The organism is Chryseobacterium sp. CH21, assembly GCF_004119445.1.
Classification (GTDB): domain Bacteria; phylum Bacteroidota; class Bacteroidia; order Flavobacteriales; family Weeksellaceae; genus Chryseobacterium.
This window is the reverse complement of sequence record NZ_QICI01000036.1, coordinates 112,001-130,729: the sequence shown is the minus strand read 5'-3', so window position 1 is coordinate 130,729 and position 18,729 is coordinate 112,001. Positions and strand designations below refer to the sequence as shown.

The window sequence follows — 18,729 nt, the reverse complement described above, 5'->3', positions numbered from 1 at the left end:
CCTTATTATTTATTTTTTAGGTTGGTTAGCTTTTCTTCCAATATTTTAATTTTTTCATTTAAAGAAATCGTATGTAGAGTTAGCTCTTCTATCTTCTGCATAAAGATCATATTCATCTGATGGGCAGTATAGCCTTTTTCTTTTATACTTTTTTCTGAGGGCACATCAGGTAAGTGTTTATTTTTTTCAATATGTCTCTTTACTTCCTCTAAACTCATTAAATTATAATCGGATGTAAAAACTTTATCCATCCATGTCTGAACATTCGCAAATGCAAAATCTTCCGAAACAATACCATTTTCAACCCAAAGGCTGTACTTATCCAGATAATTTGGACTAAATTTCAATAATGAACCTGTTGCTGCCAAATCTGCTTTTGGGCCGATATAAGTAGCTCCAGCTACCGTTAAGGCGGCATGGGTAACCTGTTTATCTGTATTTATTGAAACTTGCGCCAGATCATTATCTTCACCATAATCGAAAATAACCTTTGGTACTTCTGTTTTTAAAAAATTATTAGTTATATATAGCTCATGCTTATGATCACCATTTGCGTCAAAGCGCAAATCATTATAACCTACCAACTCATCTATATTTACAATATCTGCTTCAGAATTTGGCCCATTCATTCCAGCTAAAGTAATTGTCCCATCAGAACCTATATTTAATGCCGGATCACCATAGTCTGTTGTGGTAGAGTTTACAAATATTTGAAATGATTTTCCTCCCATAGCCAATACTCCAAGTCTGTTGGGATTATTTCCATGCAGTTCAATCCAGCTAAAACTATCAGTAGAATTTGTATTCTGAAAAATTCCATTCATCGTTTTGCTATTATTAAAATTGATATTACTAAAAAGATTTAAATCTTTTGATTCAGTCAATTGCATCATAAGATCTGAGTTATTATTTCCCCCATTGTTCCACCATCTAAAACCTTTTCCGACTTTGTTATTATTGTCATCAATGGTCCATGACCAGCCAGCATTGGTAGTATAATCATCTTTTGAGTCATCTGAAGCTGCATTTTGAGCCGCAGCATGTGAAAATAATGACATTGAAATCGTAATTAGTAAAAGGTGAAGTTTTGTTTTTGGTTGTTTCATTTTTTTGATTTTAAATAGGTTTGTATATTAAAAAAAATTGCTATCAACTTATTCAAGTAAATCAATGATAATCTTACCATTAGCTAATTACAATATTAACCGATCATCTATCTACTACTATTACCATTCAAACTGGTATTCATTAAATAAACCTGAAGGACCTGTTGCTTTCACAGAAATATTATCAATATAAATTATATGATACATGGAATTTATAGGTGAATTATGAAAATGATTTTTACTAAAAATTATCATCGGAATCATGTTCTCCGAGATTTAATACTTTTTTCATTAATCAATGAATTATTTGATAAAACAAAAATCTATTATATTTTCTGAATAAATAAGTATATAAATGCTAAATATCTGTACATATTTTCCATATATCATTAATATTATTTACACACACAACAATTCTTAAAAGAAAGTTATTTTCCAAAAAATTCTAAGGGTAGCTATTGACACAAAAGAACCACAGCTAATATTTGTGGGGAAAATTATTTTAAATAACCTGAATTCGGGATAAGAATTTTCTATTTTAATCAGGATGGAAGCTGGGAGCGTGAAGAGGGAAGTTATTCAGGTTATATAGAGCATTTTTCACATATTTTCATCTTTTTTAACCTGTGATGTCATTAATTTATGGTAACCATCTATAGGTGATGGGACTGACTGTAGCTTCCGACCTCCCTCTTCCAGCTTCCAATAAACTAAATCTTAATTTCCTTAACCCTAACTCAGGTTAAATAGGTCTAAGTGGTCAGAATAGTATAATTGATAGTAAGGCCCGGTTAAGGAAATCAGTAAACAAGTGTGAATGACGTTTACTATTGAATATTTTGAACAATGCAAACAGGATTGCATAAAAAACTGTTCTTAAAAAAGAACAGCTTTATATTTATAGATGAAGATTATAAATTTTCAACCACTCATTATATCATTATTTCCATTTAATATTACATCCCATACTAGGTCTTTGAATTTCTTCCTGAGCTTCTCCAGCCAAAAGATTTTCAAAAGCAATAATAAGGTCTTCACCTGTAACATCTTTATTATTCCCAGGTCTTGAATCATCCATCTGACCTCTGTATATAAGATCAAGTTTATCATCAAAGAAATAAAAATCAGGTGTACAAGCAGCCTCGTAAGCTTTAGCTACAGCCTGGCTTTCATCAAATAAATAAGGGAAATCAAAATTTCTTTCAATTTGGAATTCGATCATTTTTTCCGGAGAATCTGCAGGATATTTTTCAATATCATTAGCATTAATAGCGATAAATTCAATTCCACGTTCGTTATAATCTTCGTATAATTCATTGATCTTGTCGATCACATGAAGAACAAACGGACAGTGGTTGCACATGAAGATCACCAAAGTTCCTTTTGCTCCTTTCAGCTCATCCAAAGACTGAAGTTCATTCGTTTTTGACGGGTTAGGAAGTTCAAAAAACGGTGCTTTTGTTCCTAATGCCAGCATATTTGAGGGAGTATTCATATCCTTTTTTCTTTATCGCAAAGATAGATATTTCTTTTATTAATTAGGAAGAAGACATTTTCATTTTTAATAAAGTAAGGAAGATGGATGCTGGAGGTGGGAAGATTTTTAGCCCTCAAAAATAGTTATAGTCAAATTCTATTAATGGATTTTTTTAATCCAAACCAACTTCCAGCCCCCATTTATCCTACATCCAGCCCAATGAGTAAGATCTTCCATTAACTATCTTTTAAATTTAAATGTATAATATCCTTTGGAAGTTATATTAAAAAGTTTGTAGTTTTGCTAACGCTGTTAGTAAATAAATATCATGGGTCTACATGAACGCCGTCAACGAGAAAAAGAATCCATCCGTGCAAATATTTTGCAGGCTGCTTTTACTTTGGCTAAAACTGAAGGCTGGGCATCACTTTCTATGCGAAAGATAGCAGACGCTATTGAGTATAGTGCCCCCGTGGTATATGATTATTTTGAAAATAAAGAAGCTATCCTATTTGAAATTTCTTTAGATGGCTTCCATAAGTTACATATAGAATTATTAAAAGCTCAGCAGAAACACAGTACTCCGGAAGAGCAGCTTGTTGCCATTGTGGATGCATACTGGAACTTTGCTTTTAAAAACAAGGAATATTACCAGCTTATGTTTGGTCTTGGAATGCAGTGTTGCGGAAAAGGTCAGATGAAAAAGGAATTCTCATCATTTCAGGAGCTTATCTATGAATGCACTTATGAGATTATAAAGAAAAACGGATCCAATCCGGACAATGCCTGCCATATGTCTCACGCTCTGTTTTCTGCCGTACACGGAATGATCTCTATTATGATGATGCGTACAGCTGATATCCCTTCAACAATGAATAAGACTACATTGGACGAAACTGTTTCGGCTTTTATTAAGTCTTTGTAAATTTTTTTTGAATTAAAAATTAACACCGTTAGGAAATTTAACACTGAATTAATTTAAATTATTCTGTTTTTCCTGATTAAAAACGCAATCATTTATGGAACCATTCATAGAATTCAGTTGTTAAAATTAGTCATTTTTTGCTTATAAATTAACACTGTTAGTAAAATTAACACACCTTACACCATCATTATACACTTCAATACATTAAAACAATTTTCAATTATGGAAACAATCGACCTTATCGGACATTAAAAATTCTGTAAATTTTTTTGAACTAATTATTAACACTGTTAGGAAAAAATACAGCATTTATCAAAACACTTTACTTACCTCTAACACTTCATTAAAAAAATTAAACCAACAATGAAATTACCTGGAAAAACAAGGTTTATTGTACTTATTGCAAGTATAATTCTTTTACAGAGCTGCACAAAAGCTGCAGAAGGAACCAATGCCGCACCTCCAGCTCCAGAACTTCCGGTTTATACCGTTATTACATCACCCGCTACTACATATCAGGAATTCCCAACTGCTCTGGAAGGGAAAAACAACGTAGAAATCAGATCTCAGGTAGACGGATACCTGGATAGAATCTATGTAGAAGAAGGTGCTTATGTAAGAGCAGGACAACCATTATTTAAAATAGATTCAAGAAGCTACGGTGAGCAGATGAATATGGCTCAGGCCAATCTTCAGGCTGCGAATGCCAACATTCAAAAAGCAAGAGTGGAAGTAGACAGACTTCAGCCATTGGTTGCTGCAAAAGTTGTTTCTGATGTACAGCTTAAAACTGCAAAAGCCAATTATGAAGCGGCCGTTGCTGCTGCATCACAAGCCAGAGCCTCTGTAGGAAGTGCCCGAATCAATGTAGGATTTACAACAATTACAGCTCCTGTAAGTGGTTATATCGGAAGAATTCCTTACAAAAAAGGAAGCCTGATCTCAAGAACAGACCCAAATCCATTGACTTTATTATCTGATATCAGTGAAATCTATGCGTATTTCTCTTTGAGCGAGCTTGACTTCATTGCTTTCCAAAACAAATATCCGGGAGCAAGCTTAGAAGAAAAGCTGAAAAATATGCCGATGGTAGATCTTGTCATCGCTGATGAAAGTACTTATCCTGAAAAAGGAAGATTAAGTATTGTAGACGGACAGTTTGATAAAACTACCGGAGCCATCAGTGTACGTGCCGTTTTCCCTAATGCCAACGGAACTTTAAGAACCGGAAATACAGGAAGAGTGCGTATGCCTCAACTGATCTCGAATGCAGTAGTTATTCCGCAGGAATCTACATTCGAAATTCAGGATAAAACCTATGTATATGTAATGGATAAAGATAAAAAAGTAATGGGAAGACCTATTAAAATATCTGGAAAAACGGATGGCTATTACTTTATTTCTGAAGGACTTTCCCGTGGAGAAAAAATCGTATACACAGGGATTGGAAGCTTAAAAGACGGTGCATCCATCAGACCGAAAAATATTTCTTCTGACAGCTTATTAAAAGCGAAACCATTATAGTTCTATCAGAATACAGAAGACTTAAAAAAATAAACTTCTTATGTTAAAACAATTTATAGAAAGACCGGTCCTTTCAACGGTCATCTCCATAATACTTTTATTATTGGGAGCTTTGTCTCTCTTTAATTTACCAATTGCCCTCTTTCCGGACATCGCTCCTCCGAGCGTTCAGGTAACGGCATTCTATCCTGGAGCTAATGCTGAGGTGGTAGCCCGTTCGGTGGCCACACCTATTGAGGAAGCAGTGAACGGGGTTGAGAATATGACCTATATGACTTCCAATTCCAGCAATGACGGTACTATGACACTTAGTGTGTACTTCAAGCAGGGAGCAGATGCTGACAATGCTGCAGTAAACGTACAGAACCGTGTATCAAAAGCAATGAGCCAGCTGCCTCAGGAAGTAGTACAAGCCGGGATTTCAACCCAGAAAGTTCAGAACAGTATGATCATGTTCATGGGATTAACCAGTGAAAATGAAAAACAATACGATGAATTATTCCTTCAAAACTACCTGAAGATCAACGTAATTCCACAGATACAGCGTATTCCGGGAGTTGCACAGGCTCAGGTATTCGGAACAAGGGATTATTCCATGAGAATCTGGCTGAAACCGGATCGTCTGGCGGCTAACAATCTTTCTCCACAGGAAGTTTTGGGAGCTATTAAAGATCACAACCTTGAAGCAGCTCCGGGGCGTCTTGGACAAGGAAGTAAGGAAACTTACGAATATATCCTTAAATATAAAGGAAAACTGAACAAGAATGAAGACTATGAAAATATCGCTATCAAAGCGAACAGTGATGGTTCTTTCTTAAGATTAAAAGATGTTGCACGAGTAGAGTTTGGATCTTATACCTATACCGCCACCAACAGAGTAGACGGAAAACCGGTTGCCGGATTTGCGATCTTACAGACTGCAGGTTCTAATGCCAACGAAATCCTGACAGAAATCGAAAAGCAGGTAAAAGTAATGGAAACCACCCTTCCAAAAGGAGTGAAACCTATTATCATGTATAATTCCAAAGACTTTCTGGATGCTTCTATCCATCAGGTTGTGGAAACGCTTGTTATTGCTTTCGTATTGGTATTTATTGTAGTATTTATTTTCCTTCAGGATTTCAGATCTACATTAATTCCGGCTATTGCCGTACCAGTAGCTATTATCGGAACCTTCTTCTTCCTGCAGCTATTTGGTTTCAGTATCAACATGCTTACTTTATTTGCATTGGTACTCGCCATTGGTATTGTGGTAGATGATGCGATTGTGGTGGTAGAAGCCGTCCATTCTAAAATGGAACAGACAGGAATGCCTGTAGAACATGCTACAATGCACTCGATGAGTGAAATTTCAGGAGCCATTATTTCCATTACATTGGTAATGTGTGCCGTGTTTATTCCGGTTGGATTTATGCAGGGACCTGCGGGAGTTTTCTACAGACAGTTTGCATTCACATTAGCGATTGCCATCTTAATCTCTGCAGTAAACGCATTGACATTGAGTCCGGCATTATGTGCCATGTTCTTAAATGATCCTCAGGGAGAACATGGAGAGCACGGTCATAAAAAAGGTTTTGGAGCAAGATTCTTCAATGCTTTCAATGCCAGCTTCAACAGCATGACGAGAAAATATATCTATAGCCTCAAGTTTTTAATTAAAAACAAATGGGTTGCGATAGGAGGTCTTGTTGTCATTACAGCAGCAAGTATATTTTGATCAAAAAGCACCGTCAGGATTTATTCCTACTGAAGACCAGGGATTTGTTTTGTATGCAGTGAATACTCCTCCGGGAAGTTCATTAGAAAGAACGCACAGAGCGACAGCCCAAATTGATAAAATCATCAACGGTGAAAAAGCAACCAACCACCTTTGGGTAGCAGATGGGATGAACTTCATCAGTAATGCCAACGCTTCCCCATATTCTGCAGGTTTCATCAAACTTAAAGATTATGACAAACGTGGTGAGATGAAAGACCCGGATCAGATTGCAGCAACGTTGACAGGTAAGGTAAGCCAGGTGAAAGATGCCAACGCATTCTTCTTCAACTTCCCTACTGTACAAGGTTTCGGTAACGTTTCCGGATTTGAATTCATGCTTCAGGATAAAACAAACGGTTCTTTTGAACAATTGGGAACAACCACTCAACAGTTCATCGGAGAGCTGATGAAAAGACCTGAAATTGCTTTCGCCTTTACCACTTATGCAGCTGGAAACCCTCAATACACTATTGATGTGGATACTGATAAAGCCAATCAATTAGGTGTTTCTGTAACAGAACTGATGCAGACGATGCAGATTTATTTCGGAAGTAGCTTTGTATCGGATTTCAACAGATTTGGGAAATATTACAGAGTAATGGCTCAGGCCGATATTCCTTACCGTACAGATGTTAATTCATTAGAAGGAATCTATGTAAAAAATAAATCAGGAGAAATGGTTCCTGCCAAAACTCTGGTAACGTTAAAAAGATCTTTCGGTCCTGAAACGGTAACAAGAAACAACCTTTTCAACGCCGTAACAATTAACGGAACTCCGAAACCTGGTTACAGTACCGGAGATGCCATCAAAGCAGTAGAAGAAGTTGCTCAGCAGTCCCTTCCGAGAGGATATGGATATGAATGGACAGGGATTACCCGTGAAGAGATCAAAACAAGTGGACAAACTTCATTTATCTTCTTCTTAAGTATCCTGTTTGTATACTTCTTACTGGCAGCACAATATGAAAGTTATATCCTTCCATTTGCTATTATTCTTACCATTCCTACAGGAATTTTCGGAGTATTTGCATTCACGGGATTAGCTGGAATTGATAACAATATTTATGTTCAGGTAGGATTAATCATGCTGGTCGGACTATTGGCCAAGAATGCCATCCTGATTGTGGAGTTTGCTGTACAGAGAAGAAAAGCAGGTAAAACATTGATAGAATCTGCACTTCAGGCATCAAGATTACGTTTAAGACCAATCTTAATGACCTCTTTTGCCTTTATCGTGGGAATGCTTCCATTGGTATGGACGCAAGGTGCTTCTTCAAAAGGCAACCACTCTATCGGTTACAGTACCGTAGGTGGAATGCTTACAGGAGTAATCTTCGGGATTTTTATCATTCCGGTAATGTACGTAGTATTCCAGTATCTGCATGAAAAAATGCCAAGCAGAAAAAAGAAAAGACTTCTGAAAAAACAAATGGAGGAAGAACTTTTAGCTGCTAGTCACTAATAAAAAAATGAATGACAAAAACTTAGAGAAAATTTTAAGATCATAGGTTTACCTATTTACCTGCCTGTTCTTAATGGTTTACAAAAGCTAACTATTTTTCTCCTACTAAAGACAATTTTTGCCTTAACAAAAACCTCTCTAAGTTTTGTATTCAATTAAAAGTTTAAAAACTATGAAAAGAGTTAAAAATATTATTCTAACATTTGTGCTGGCCATCGGCTCTGTATCGTGTGTGTCTAAACTGGCATACACGGAGCCTGAGCTTCCACTTCCGGAAAAGTTCCAGTACACCGCCACTGCAGACACTGCCAGTATAGCCAATCTGGAGTGGAAACAGTTTTTCAGCGATCCCATTTTACAGGGATTGATTGAAAAAGGAATTAAAAATAATTATGACCTTCAGATTGCCCTAAAGCAGGTAGCTGCTTCACAGGAAAAACTGAAACAGGCAAAATATATGCAATATCCGGACGTTGGTTTCGGAGTAAGCGGACAGATTTCAAGACCTTCCAAAAACAGTATGAACGGACAAAGCTTAAATTTATTTTTAGGTTCAAGCCATGTTGAAGACTATAACGCAGCCTTCAACCTTTCATGGGAAGCCGACATCTGGGGAAAAATCAAAAACCAGCAGGAAGTTTCAAGAATGCAGTATCTTCAGACCTATGAAGGTTCAAAAGCAGTTCAGACTCAGGTAGTAGCCGCTATTGCGCAGGGATATTATAACCTGTTAATGCTTGACAGACAATTGGCTATTGCAAAATCCAATCTGGAACTGAGCAGCAATACTCTACTGATTACACAGAAAATGTGGGAAAGTGGGGATAACACTTCTTTAGGAGTACAGCAGGCATCAGCACAGAAACAGGCAACAGAACTTCTGATTGCCCAGCTGGAACAAAATATTGCTATTCAAGAAAATGCATTGAGTATTCTGACAGGGGAACTTCCTAATAAAGTAAACAGAACCATTGAAATGTCTGATACTTCATTACCTCAGAATATTTCCGCAGGGCTTCCGGCAGCTATGGTAAGCCGCAGACCGGATGTACGCCAGCAGGAATTGGTTTTATTAGAATCCAATGCCATGGTAGGAATTGCTCAGGCCAATATGTATCCTGCATTGAAGATTACAGCCAACGGAGGAGTAAACTCATTCAAATTTGACAACTGGTTTCAGATTCCGGCATCGTTATTCGGATCAGTTTTAGGAGGAATTACCCAGCCTATTTTCCAGAAAAGACAATTAAAAACAGATCTGGAAGTAGCAAAAATTCAAAGAGAGAAAAATGTTCTGGCATTCCGTCAGTCAGTATTAAATGCGGTGGGAGAAATTTCTGATGCTTTAGTTTCCAATGAAAATTTAAAAGTTCAGGAACAGAAGGCAACAGAACAATCTACCACGTTAAAAGACGGAATTAAAAGTGCACAACTTCTTTACAAAGGAGGTTCAGCCAATTACCTGGAAGTAATTACAGCACAGGGAAATTCCCTACAGGCAGAGTTGAATCTGGCTTCCATTAAAAGACAGAGATTAAGCAGCATTGTAGATTTATACAGAGCTTTAGGCGGCGGTTGGAAGTAGTAAATTAAATTATATTTGTTTTAAGATGCGGTTCTTTTCAGAGCCGCATTTTTTTCAGTATAAAAACGCCCTAATTAATTACCATCTGTACTGTCATTCTGAATGGAACAAAGTGGAATGAAGAATCTCTAAAAACAATCTATGAGATTCTTCCTTCGTCAGAATGACAAACTAAGCGCTTAGTTTTCCCGCACACTATGTCATTCCGTAGGAATCTCTATTTAAAAGCTAGAAGCGATTACTTTTCAAACTCCTCCGCAATCCATTTCAGCAACTCTTCGTAGTCTTTTTCAGAATATCCCAACTGTAAATAATGAATATCATCCGCCTTTCTATACCATGTCAGCTGGCGCTTCGCATATCTTCGGCTGTTCTTTTTAATTTCTGAAACTGCAAAATCAAGATCCCACTCTCCGTCAAAATACTTGAAAAGCTCAGCATAGCCTACCGTATTTAAAGCCGTCAAATCTTTGAATTTCTCAAGACCTTTTACCTCATCTAGCAATCCGTTTTCCATCATAATATCTACCCTGCGGTTGATTCTGTCATACAACTCTTCCCTTGGAGCTTCTATTCCGATTCTGATTACATTAAAATCTCTTCCATTTTGAGAAACCGAAATATGTTCAGAATATTTTTTATCCGTTTGCCAGATAATATCAATGGCTCTCAATAGTCGGCGGTGATTGTGAATATCCACCACGCTGAAATACTCGGGATCAAGTTCTTGTAAAATTTCCTGAAGTTTTTCTATCCCCTCCTGCTCCATGATAGCCTGAAGTTTCTCCTGGTTTTTCAAATTCGCTTCCGGAAGATCATGCAGACCTTCTATCACTGCTTTTTCATACATCATGCTTCCGCCAACAAGAATTACGGTATCATGAGTGACGAAAAGTTCATTGAGTTTTTGAAGCGCATCTTCTTCATATTGCCCGATAGAATAATAGTCTTTCACTGAAAGATTTCCGATAAAATGATGAGGTGCACCAGCCAATTCTTCTTCCGAAGGCGCTGCCGTTCCTATTTTCATTTCTTTAAAAAACTGACGGGAATCGCAAGAAATAATCTCCGTATTGAAATGTTGAGCCAAATCAATCGCCAATTTCGTTTTACCAATTCCGGTGGGGCCTACAACAGAAATTAAATTTTTCTTTTTCACAGCGCTAATTTACGAAAATGAGCTCATTTAATTTGCTGGAAGATGGAAGTCTGAGGCTGGAAGTTAAAATTAGATCTCATTTATATTCACAACAATCTTCCCGCTTCCTGCCTTCATCGTCCAGCCATTCAACATTAGTATAATTATAGACTTAAATGTTTATCTTTGTAGAACAATAAAAAACTATGATTTTATCAATGACCGGATTCGGTAGAGCCGAAGATGTTTTTGAAGGAAAAAAAATTACTATAGATATTAAATCTCTGAACAGTAAGAGCTTTGATTTGAATATTAAAATTCCTTTGCGTTATAAAGAAAAAGAATTTGAAATCAGAAAAATTCTTAACGATAGAATTATCCGTGGAAAAGTAGACTGCTACGTTAATATTGAGAATCTTGAAGAGTCCAATGATGTAAAAATTAATAAAAACTTAATTGACTCTTATATCAACGAACTTAAAAACATAGCTTCTGACGGCCCCAATTTCGAATACCTTAAAATGGCGGTAAGACTTCCAGATGCCATCACTTCAAGACCTGACGAATTGACAGAAGGTGAGTGGGAAGCTTTGGCTAAAATTGTTCACAATGCCGTTGACAAATTCGAAGAATTCAGAAAAACTGAAGGCAGTATTCTGCATGAAGAATTAAACAGAAATATTCAGAATATCGACAAGTATCTTGGAGAAGTGATTCCTTTTGAAGAAGAAAGAATTGTAAGCGTGAAAGAGCGTTATCAGAAATCTTTGAAAGAATTCGAAAATGTGGATGAAACACGTTTCTACCAGGAAATGGCTTATTTCACAGAAAAGCTTGATATTTCTGAAGAAAAAGTAAGACTTGCCCAGCACCTGAAATATTATAAAGAGGTGATGGACAATGAATCTTTCAATGGAAAAAAACTGGGCTTTATTTCTCAGGAAATCGGAAGAGAGATTAATACCCTTGGTTCTAAAGCCAATCACGCAGAAATCCAGAAACTGGTTGTGATGATGAAAGATGACCTTGAAAAAATAAAAGAACAAACGTTAAACGTATTGTAACGATAGATACGAGGTACGAGATGCGTGATGATCATTTTTAAAAAACAACCCGCAACTCGAATCCCGTAACCCGAAACCAAAAAAAATGGATAAAGTAATTATATTTTCAGCACCATCAGGGAGCGGAAAAACTACATTGGTAAAGCATTCACTGGAAACATTTCCTGAGCTGGAATTTTCAATTTCATGCACAACGAGACAGCCGAGAGGAAGTGAAGTTCATGCAGTGGACTATCATTTTCTGACACCTGATGAATTCAGACAAAAAATTTCTGAAGACGCTTTTGTAGAATATGAAGAAGTATATACTGACAAATATTACGGCACTTTAAAATCTGAAGTAGAAAAAATCTGGAAGCAGGGTAAAGTAGTTATTTTTGATGTAGATGTAAAAGGAGGTATCTCGCTTAAAAAATATTTCGGTGAAAAAGCACTGTCTATTTTTATAGAACCACCTTCCATTGAAGAATTGGAACGAAGATTGATCTCCAGAGATACAGATGATGCAGAAACCATAAAAACCCGTGTAGCAAAGGCAGAAGAAGAAATGACCTACGCCAGCGAGTTTGACAAGATCGTGATTAATGAAGATCTTGATGCAGCTAAAATAGAAATAGAAAGTTTAATAAAAAGTTTTATAGAAAGAAACTAGAAGTTAGAAATTAGAAGTTAGTTTTTTTAGTGTCAGGAAAATTATCCTCATTTTATACTAACCTCTAGTTTCTAATCTCTAACTTCTATAAAAGAAAAAATTGAGGTTGATATGAGTACCGAAACATTAGAAAAAGCTAAATCTGCAATTCCTGTCAGAGGATTTCTGGATATAAAAGATATTGCTATTCCTCAGGGAGAAGAACTGGTGAAAGCCATTCTTAAACTGAAAGAGGAAAAAAATGCGGTGATCCTTGCCCATTATTACCAGCCCGGAGAAATTCAGGATATCGCTGATTTCCTCGGAGATTCTTTACAGCTGGCAAGACAGGCAAAAGATACCAATGCTGATATGATCGTATTCTGTGGAGTACATTTCATGGCAGAAGCCGCTAAAATTCTAAATCCAACTAAAAAAGTAGTTCTTCCCGATACCATGGCTGGATGTTCTTTGGCAGACGGTTGTTCCGGAGAAGGATTGAGAAAAATGCGTGAACAGCACCCGAATGCTTTAATTGCCACTTACATCAACTGTAACGCAGAAACTAAAGCAGAAAGTGACATCATCGTAACAAGTTCCAATGCCGAAACAGTGATTGAAGCCCTTCCGAAAGACAGACCTATCATTTTCGCACCGGATAAAAACCTGGGAAGATATTTGTCTAAGAAAACAGGACGTGATATGATCCTTTGGGATGGAAGCTGTGTAGTACACGAAGCATTTTCAATGGAAAGAATAGCACAGCAATTGGCAGACAATCCGGATGCTAAACTTATTGCGCACCCTGAAAGTGAAGAAGCCGTTTTGAAACTCGCTCACTTCATCGGTTCTACTTCTGCTCTGTTGAACTATGTAGAAAAAGATGACTGTCAGAAATTCATCATTGCTACAGAAGAAGGTATCCTTCACGAAATGAGAAAACGTGCACCTCACAAAGAACTGATTCCTGCCTTAGTTTTTGACGAAAGCTGTAACTGTTCAGAATGTTTCTACATGAAGCGCAACACCATGGAAAAACTGTATTTATGTATGAAATATGAGCTTCCTGAAATTCTTATCGACGAAGAATTACGATTAAAAGCATTGAAACCTATTGAAGCCATGCTTGATCTTTCAAAGAGTATAAAATAATTTTTTTGTTACTCATTATTTATTATATTAGCATTCAAACTAATAATAAATATGAAAAATCTAAAAAAATTAGACAGAAGAAGTCTTAAAAATGTAAACGGAGGCAGTTATACTTGTAGCTTAAACTGCAAAATACATGAAACCTGCGGTTTAGGATGCAATGGAGAATTGATCTGCGTACCAAGAGGAATGTATATCCCCGATAACAGTTAATAAAATAAAAGCACTGTGAAAAACAGTGCTTTTTATTGCAATTAAAACAGATAGTATTTAAGACACTCCTCCGCTCACGCATGACATATCTACAATAACACACATTTTACAACGGTCAGGAAGCATCTGAAAAGCCTCACATGGAGCATCACCAGGATTATTTCCGTAAGTAGTATTCTTAGGACATCCTGTACATGTAGCAGGACCTGCTCCCTGCAATGTTTGAAGTTCTTTTCTGTTTAATTTCTTTAAATTTTTCATAGTCGTTTTAATTAAATTTTTAATTTTGATTTTTCATTAAGCTTCCAGAATTGGGCAGCTACCTGGGATGGATGGATCATAAGGGAAAAAGTAAAGACAAACTTTACGCCCTTTTAAATCTGTACATACAGCACAGCCTTTTGGCCCACAGTCAAGATCTACAGCACACTCGTCTCCTCCACCTCCAACAATAGCTCTTAAGCTTTCTCTGTTTAATTTTTTTGAATTTTTCATGGTAGTTTTATTTTAAATTAAATTTTGATCGTTGTCATTAGATGAAATCCGTCAATGCTTAAAGCATCGGTGCATAGCAAGTACCTCCCGGCTTTAGCCAGCAACCCCATTTTCCACCTCCTCGGAAACAGACAAATTGCTCTCCACCACATGCTTCAATCTGAATATCAGTGAAACCTCCCTTGATATTTTTCTTATCTTCTCTTGATAATTTCTTAATTGTTTTCATATGGTAATAATTTTAGTATTTCTTGAATAACAATGAATTGTATTGTTCAAATTAATTAGGACCAAAGCATTCAAAGCTTACCAATACTCTTCCTTTACAGCATTCGGGTAAAGCATAATAATCAGCACAAGATCTTGGCTCACCTGGTCCGTAAGGTCCGGCAGGACAGTTTTCAAAACAATTGTTTACATTACCTCCACTGATTGATTTCAGATTTTGACGGTTTAATTTCTTTAAATTTTTCATGATTATTTCGTTATTAGTTAACATTATAAATGTAAGATTTTTAATCAATTACACCAAATATATCTCTAAAAAAGGAAATATATTTTATTATGTTAAAAACTTGGTTGTTTCAAAATAATTTGTACATTTGTTCTGTTACAATGAATTTTTTAAGAAACATATCTGATATTTCTGTCCTGAAATCACCTATTTCAGGCATATCTTCCGTTTCTACATTCACAACTACAACAACTACCCCATAACGGGGTAAATTTTCACATATTATTTCCGGCACCCGTGCTCTTTTTTTAAAGAGTAACCACTTCTTTTTATCCAACTTCAAAAAAATAATTGATGAAAGTTTTAAAATTCGGCGGAACGTCAGTCGCCCATTCTCAGAATATCTTACTGGTGGAAAACATCATAAAAAGCGAATCTTCAAAAAGTAAAGTTGTTGTTATTCTATCAGCTCTACACGGCGTTACTGATCAGTTGATCAAAGTGGCAGAATATGCATCCGTAAAAGATGAGAGCTATATTCAGACTGTTCAGAATCTTGAAGAAAAACATATCAGTCTGGTGAAAGAGCTTTTCCCAATCACAGAACAAAGTTCATGGTTAAGCTTTGTAAAAAAGCATTTCAACGATATCGAAGACCTCTGCAACGGAATCGCTGTACTTGGTGAGCTGACAGACAGGATAAAAGATAAGATAGCTTCTTATGGGGAATTTCTGTCATCAAAAATTATAGCAGCAAGACTCCAGCATGAAGGATTAGACTGCATGTGGATGAATTCTGCAGAGCTGATCAAAACGGACAGTAATTTCACCCACGCAAAAGTAGATTTTGAATGCACAGAAAAAAATATTCTCAATTTTCTGAATGAAAATCAGAACCGCATCATCATAGGTCCTGGTTTTATAGCCAATGACGAAAAAAATAATGCAACAACATTAGGAAGAGGAGGTTCTGATTACACTGCATCTATCATTGCGGCCTCAGTTCATGCAGAAGAACTTCAGATCTGGACGGATGTAAGCGGAATGATGACTGCCGATCCACGTCTTGTTTCCAATGCTAAACCTATTTCAGAAATATCTTACCATGAAGCAATGGAACTGTCTCATTTTGGAGCAAAGGTACTTTATCCTCCTTCCATTCAGCCTGTGATGGTAAAAAATATAGACCTGATCATCAAAAATACTTTTGATCCTGATGCACAGGGAACTTTCATTTCACATCAGCTGAAATCTTCAGACAATGAAAAACAGATCGCAGTAGGGATTTCAAACATGAACAATATTGCTCTGCTCACATTGGAAGGAAGCGGTATGGTAGGAATTCCTGGTATTTCAGCAAAACTTTTCCAGTGTCTGAGTCATGAAAAAATAAATGTAATCCTGATTACTCAAGGTTCATCAGAACATTCTATCACCATTGCTATTGAAGAAAAAGAAGCTTTGCGTGCAGAATATGCCATCAATTCTTCTTTTGCCGATGATATCAATCTGGAAAGAGTGTATGCTGTAAAAATTGAAACAGAGCTTTCCATTGTGGCTTTGGTAGGAGAAAGCATGAAAAGCAGAAGTGGTGTGAGTGCAAAAATGTTCGGATGTCTCGGAAATAACGGAATCAACATACGAGCGATTGCTCAGGGATCATCGGAAAGAAATATCAGTATTGTCATTTCAGAAAAAGACAGTAAAAAAGCAGTAAATGTACTCCACGAAGAATTTTTTGAATCTGAAGTTAAACAAATTCACCTCTACATTTGTGGAACCGGAAATGTTGGCTCAAAACTGATTCAGCAGATTTATGATCAAAATGGCTATTTAAAAGAAAACTTTTTAATCAATCTGAGAATTGCAGGAATTTCCAACAGTCGTTATATGGTATTTTCCGATCAGGGACTATCAAAAGAAAACTGTCTTATCTGGGATCAGAAGGGTGAGAAAGCCTCTGCCAGGGAATTCGCTGATGAAATTATCAGAAGAAACCTTAGAAATTCTGTTTTCGTTGATGTAACGGCAAGTCCTGATGTTCCTGAAGTGTATGAAAGCTTATTAAACAGAAGTATTAATATCGTTGCCTGTAATAAAATAGCAGCTTCTTCAGATTTTAAAAAGTATAAGGTATTAAAAAACACAGCCCGAAACCATAGCTGCAACTTCTATTTTGAAACCAATGTAGGAGCAGGACTTCCGGTAATAGGAACCATCAACGATCTCATTAAAAGTGGAGACAAGATTCAATCTATTAAAGCTGTACTGAGTGGAACTTTGAATTTCGTATTTAATGAGTATGATGGAAGCAGAACATTTTCTGAAGTAGTAGCTCAGGCTCAGAAAGAAGGTTATACAGAACCAGATCCAAGACTTGACCTGTCCGGAACAGATGTCGCACGAAAAATTTTAATTCTGGCAAGGGAAGCAGGACATCCCCTTCAGTTTGATGAAATTGAAAACATCGGTTTTCTCCCTGAAGAATGTATGCAAGGAAACGTTGAGAGCTTCTACGATAAACTAACTGCGTATGAAGAACATTTTAAGAACTTATTAATTAAAGCAAAAAACGAAGGTAAAATATTAAAATATGTCGCACAATTTGAAAACGGAAAAGCAAAAGTAGGATTACAGCATATCGCTCCGGAAAGTGATCTGTTCCATCTTTACGGCAAAGACAATATCGTTATTTTTAAAACACTACGATATTCCGAACAGCCTTTAGTTGTAAAAGGTGCCGGTGCCGGTGCTGAAGTGACAGCAAGTGGAGTTTTTGCAGACATTATTCGTTCTATTTAAAAAATACAGTTATGAAAAAAGTAAAATTAAAAGTTCCCGCTACTGTTGCCAATTTGGTTTGCGGATTTGATATTTTAGGAATGGCAGTCCATGATCCTTATGATGAGATGGAATTCCGCTTATTGGAAACCCCTGAAATTATTATAAAACATTCTGACACTTTCGGGCTTCCGGAAGAACCTTCTAAAAATGTTGCTGGAGTTGTCTTGTTAAAAATTCAGGAATATTTTAATATGAAAAACGGTTTTGAAGTCATTATCCATAAACATATTAAGCCAGGCAGCGGGCTCGGCTCCAGTGCGGCAAGTGCCGCCGGAGCCGCCTTTGGAGCTAATGTTTTATTAGGAAACAAACTCTCGAAAGAGGAAATGGTTCATTTTGCCATGTTTGGAGAAGAGCTTGCTTCAGGAGTACGCCATGCAGACAATATCGCACCGTGCATCTATGGTGGAATTACTTTGGTAAAATCTACTAGCCCGATTGATATTATTCCTTTAAATAGTCCTGATTTATTTGTAACAGCCGTACATCCGCAAGTGGAAGTCAAAACTTCAGATGCCAGGCAGATTTTAAAGAAAAATATCACCTTAGAAAGTGCTGTGGAGCAATGGGGAAATATAGCCGGACTGGTGGCAGGGATTCAAAAAGATGACTTTCCGCTGATTGGCAGAAGCCTTAACGATGTCATCATAGAACCTGTCCGCAGTATTTTGATTCCGAAATTTAACGAAATCAAAGAAAAAAGTCTGCAATTGGGTGCTTTAGGAGGAGGAATTTCCGGTTCAGGACCTTCTATTTTTATGCTGTCTGAGCAAAAAGAAACCGCAGAAAAAATTGCTAAGATGATGCAATCAGCTTATGATGCAATTGAAATAGAAAGTCTGGTGTACGTTTCAAAAATAAATCCGGCGGGAATCCAAATCGTTGAAGAAGCTTAATCAT

At 36.7% G+C, this 18,729-nt stretch carries 17 protein-coding genes and 1 pseudogene; 10 read left to right on the top strand and 8 right to left on the bottom strand.

Annotated elements, in window-relative coordinates; translation table 11 throughout:
* Positions 1-5: 5 nt before the first annotated feature.
* Both BOQ62_RS06645 and BOQ62_RS06640 read right to left on the bottom strand, forming a co-directional pair.
* Complete coding sequence (locus BOQ62_RS06645) at positions 6-1,106, bottom strand: hypothetical protein (protein ID WP_129038130.1); 1,101 nt, start codon at positions 1,104-1,106, stop codon at positions 6-8.
* 940 nt (positions 1,107-2,046) lie between these two features.
* The gene (locus BOQ62_RS06640) at positions 2,047-2,601 is read right to left on the bottom strand and encodes a thioredoxin family protein (protein ID WP_129038128.1); all 555 of its coding nucleotides are present in this window, start codon (positions 2,599-2,601) and stop codon (positions 2,047-2,049) included.
* A 310-nt stretch (positions 2,602-2,911) separates the two neighbouring features.
* Between BOQ62_RS06640 and BOQ62_RS06635 the strand changes: the two genes are divergently transcribed.
* The 4 genes and pseudogenes from BOQ62_RS06635 (at position 2,912) to BOQ62_RS06620 (ending at position 9,838) form a co-directional block, all read left to right on the top strand.
* A complete protein-coding gene (locus tag BOQ62_RS06635) occupies positions 2,912-3,508 on the top strand; it encodes a TetR/AcrR family transcriptional regulator (protein WP_089689792.1) in 597 nt (198 codons plus the stop codon).
* Between the two features lie 363 nt (positions 3,509-3,871).
* Positions 3,872-5,032 carry an efflux RND transporter periplasmic adaptor subunit gene (locus BOQ62_RS06630; RefSeq protein WP_129038126.1) on the top strand — a complete coding sequence of 387 codons (1,161 nt, stop codon included), beginning with the start codon at positions 3,872-3,874 and terminating at the stop codon, positions 5,030-5,032.
* Positions 5,033-5,072: 40 nt separating this feature from the next.
* Positions 5,073-8,253 (top strand): annotated as a pseudogene (locus BOQ62_RS06625) (efflux RND transporter permease subunit).
* Positions 8,254-8,425: 172 nt separating this feature from the next.
* On the top strand, positions 8,426-9,838 hold the full coding sequence (locus BOQ62_RS06620; RefSeq protein WP_129038124.1) for an efflux transporter outer membrane subunit: 1,413 nt from the start codon (positions 8,426-8,428) through the stop codon (positions 9,836-9,838).
* A gap of 238 nt (positions 9,839-10,076) precedes the next feature.
* Here BOQ62_RS06620 and miaA read toward each other — a convergent pair whose 3' ends face one another.
* A complete protein-coding gene (gene miaA / locus BOQ62_RS06615; RefSeq protein WP_129038122.1) occupies positions 10,077-10,997 on the bottom strand; it encodes a tRNA (adenosine(37)-N6)-dimethylallyltransferase MiaA in 921 nt (306 codons plus the stop codon).
* 185 nt (positions 10,998-11,182) lie between these two features.
* On the opposite strand from miaA, the gene BOQ62_RS06610 reads away from it, so the two are divergent.
* From BOQ62_RS06610 to BOQ62_RS22415, 4 genes are all read left to right on the top strand, one after another.
* Entirely contained in the window at positions 11,183-12,040 is an 858-nt protein-coding gene (locus tag BOQ62_RS06610) for a YicC family protein (protein ID WP_129038120.1), read from the top strand.
* An 85-nt stretch (positions 12,041-12,125) separates the two neighbouring features.
* Positions 12,126-12,692 carry a guanylate kinase gene (gene gmk, locus BOQ62_RS06605; protein WP_129038118.1) on the top strand — a complete coding sequence of 189 codons (567 nt, stop codon included), beginning with the start codon at positions 12,126-12,128 and terminating at the stop codon, positions 12,690-12,692.
* A gap of 111 nt (positions 12,693-12,803) precedes the next feature.
* Positions 12,804-13,823 (top strand): quinolinate synthase NadA, encoded by a 1,020-nt coding sequence (gene nadA, locus BOQ62_RS06600; RefSeq protein ID WP_034694934.1) that lies wholly within the window; start codon positions 12,804-12,806, stop codon positions 13,821-13,823.
* A 51-nt stretch (positions 13,824-13,874) separates the two neighbouring features.
* The gene (locus BOQ62_RS22415) at positions 13,875-14,036 is read left to right on the top strand and encodes a bacteriocin-like protein (protein ID WP_164976699.1); all 162 of its coding nucleotides are present in this window, start codon (positions 13,875-13,877) and stop codon (positions 14,034-14,036) included.
* A gap of 57 nt (positions 14,037-14,093) precedes the next feature.
* On the opposite strand, the gene BOQ62_RS06595 is transcribed toward BOQ62_RS22415, so the two are convergent.
* The 5 genes from BOQ62_RS06595 to BOQ62_RS22405 form a co-directional block, all read right to left on the bottom strand.
* Positions 14,094-14,297, bottom strand: a complete 204-nt coding sequence (locus tag BOQ62_RS06595) for a bacteriocin-like protein (protein WP_129038116.1) — start codon at positions 14,295-14,297, stop codon at positions 14,094-14,096.
* A gap of 36 nt (positions 14,298-14,333) precedes the next feature.
* On the bottom strand, positions 14,334-14,531 hold the full coding sequence (locus tag BOQ62_RS06590; RefSeq protein WP_129038114.1) for a bacteriocin-like protein: 198 nt from the start codon (positions 14,529-14,531) through the stop codon (positions 14,334-14,336).
* A gap of 58 nt (positions 14,532-14,589) precedes the next feature.
* Entirely contained in the window at positions 14,590-14,760 is a 171-nt protein-coding gene (locus BOQ62_RS22410; RefSeq protein ID WP_156121586.1) for a bacteriocin-like protein, read from the bottom strand.
* Positions 14,761-14,811: 51 nt separating this feature from the next.
* Positions 14,812-15,006: a bacteriocin-like protein gene (locus tag BOQ62_RS06585; RefSeq protein WP_129038112.1), complete on the bottom strand. Its 195-nt coding sequence runs from the start codon at positions 15,004-15,006 to the stop codon at positions 14,812-14,814.
* 109 nt (positions 15,007-15,115) lie between these two features.
* Positions 15,116-15,280, bottom strand: coding sequence for a hypothetical protein (locus BOQ62_RS22405; protein WP_164976698.1), 165 nt, complete (start codon positions 15,278-15,280; stop codon positions 15,116-15,118).
* Positions 15,281-15,339: 59 nt separating this feature from the next.
* Between BOQ62_RS22405 and thrA the strand changes: the two genes are divergently transcribed.
* Together thrA and BOQ62_RS06575 are read left to right on the top strand one after the other, a co-directional pair.
* On the top strand, positions 15,340-17,787 hold the full coding sequence (gene thrA, locus BOQ62_RS06580) for a bifunctional aspartate kinase/homoserine dehydrogenase I (RefSeq protein ID WP_129038111.1): 2,448 nt from the start codon (positions 15,340-15,342) through the stop codon (positions 17,785-17,787).
* Positions 17,788-17,798: 11 nt separating this feature from the next.
* Positions 17,799-18,725, top strand: coding sequence for a homoserine kinase (locus BOQ62_RS06575; RefSeq protein WP_129038109.1), 927 nt, complete (start codon positions 17,799-17,801; stop codon positions 18,723-18,725).
* Positions 18,726-18,729 lie beyond the last annotated feature (4 nt).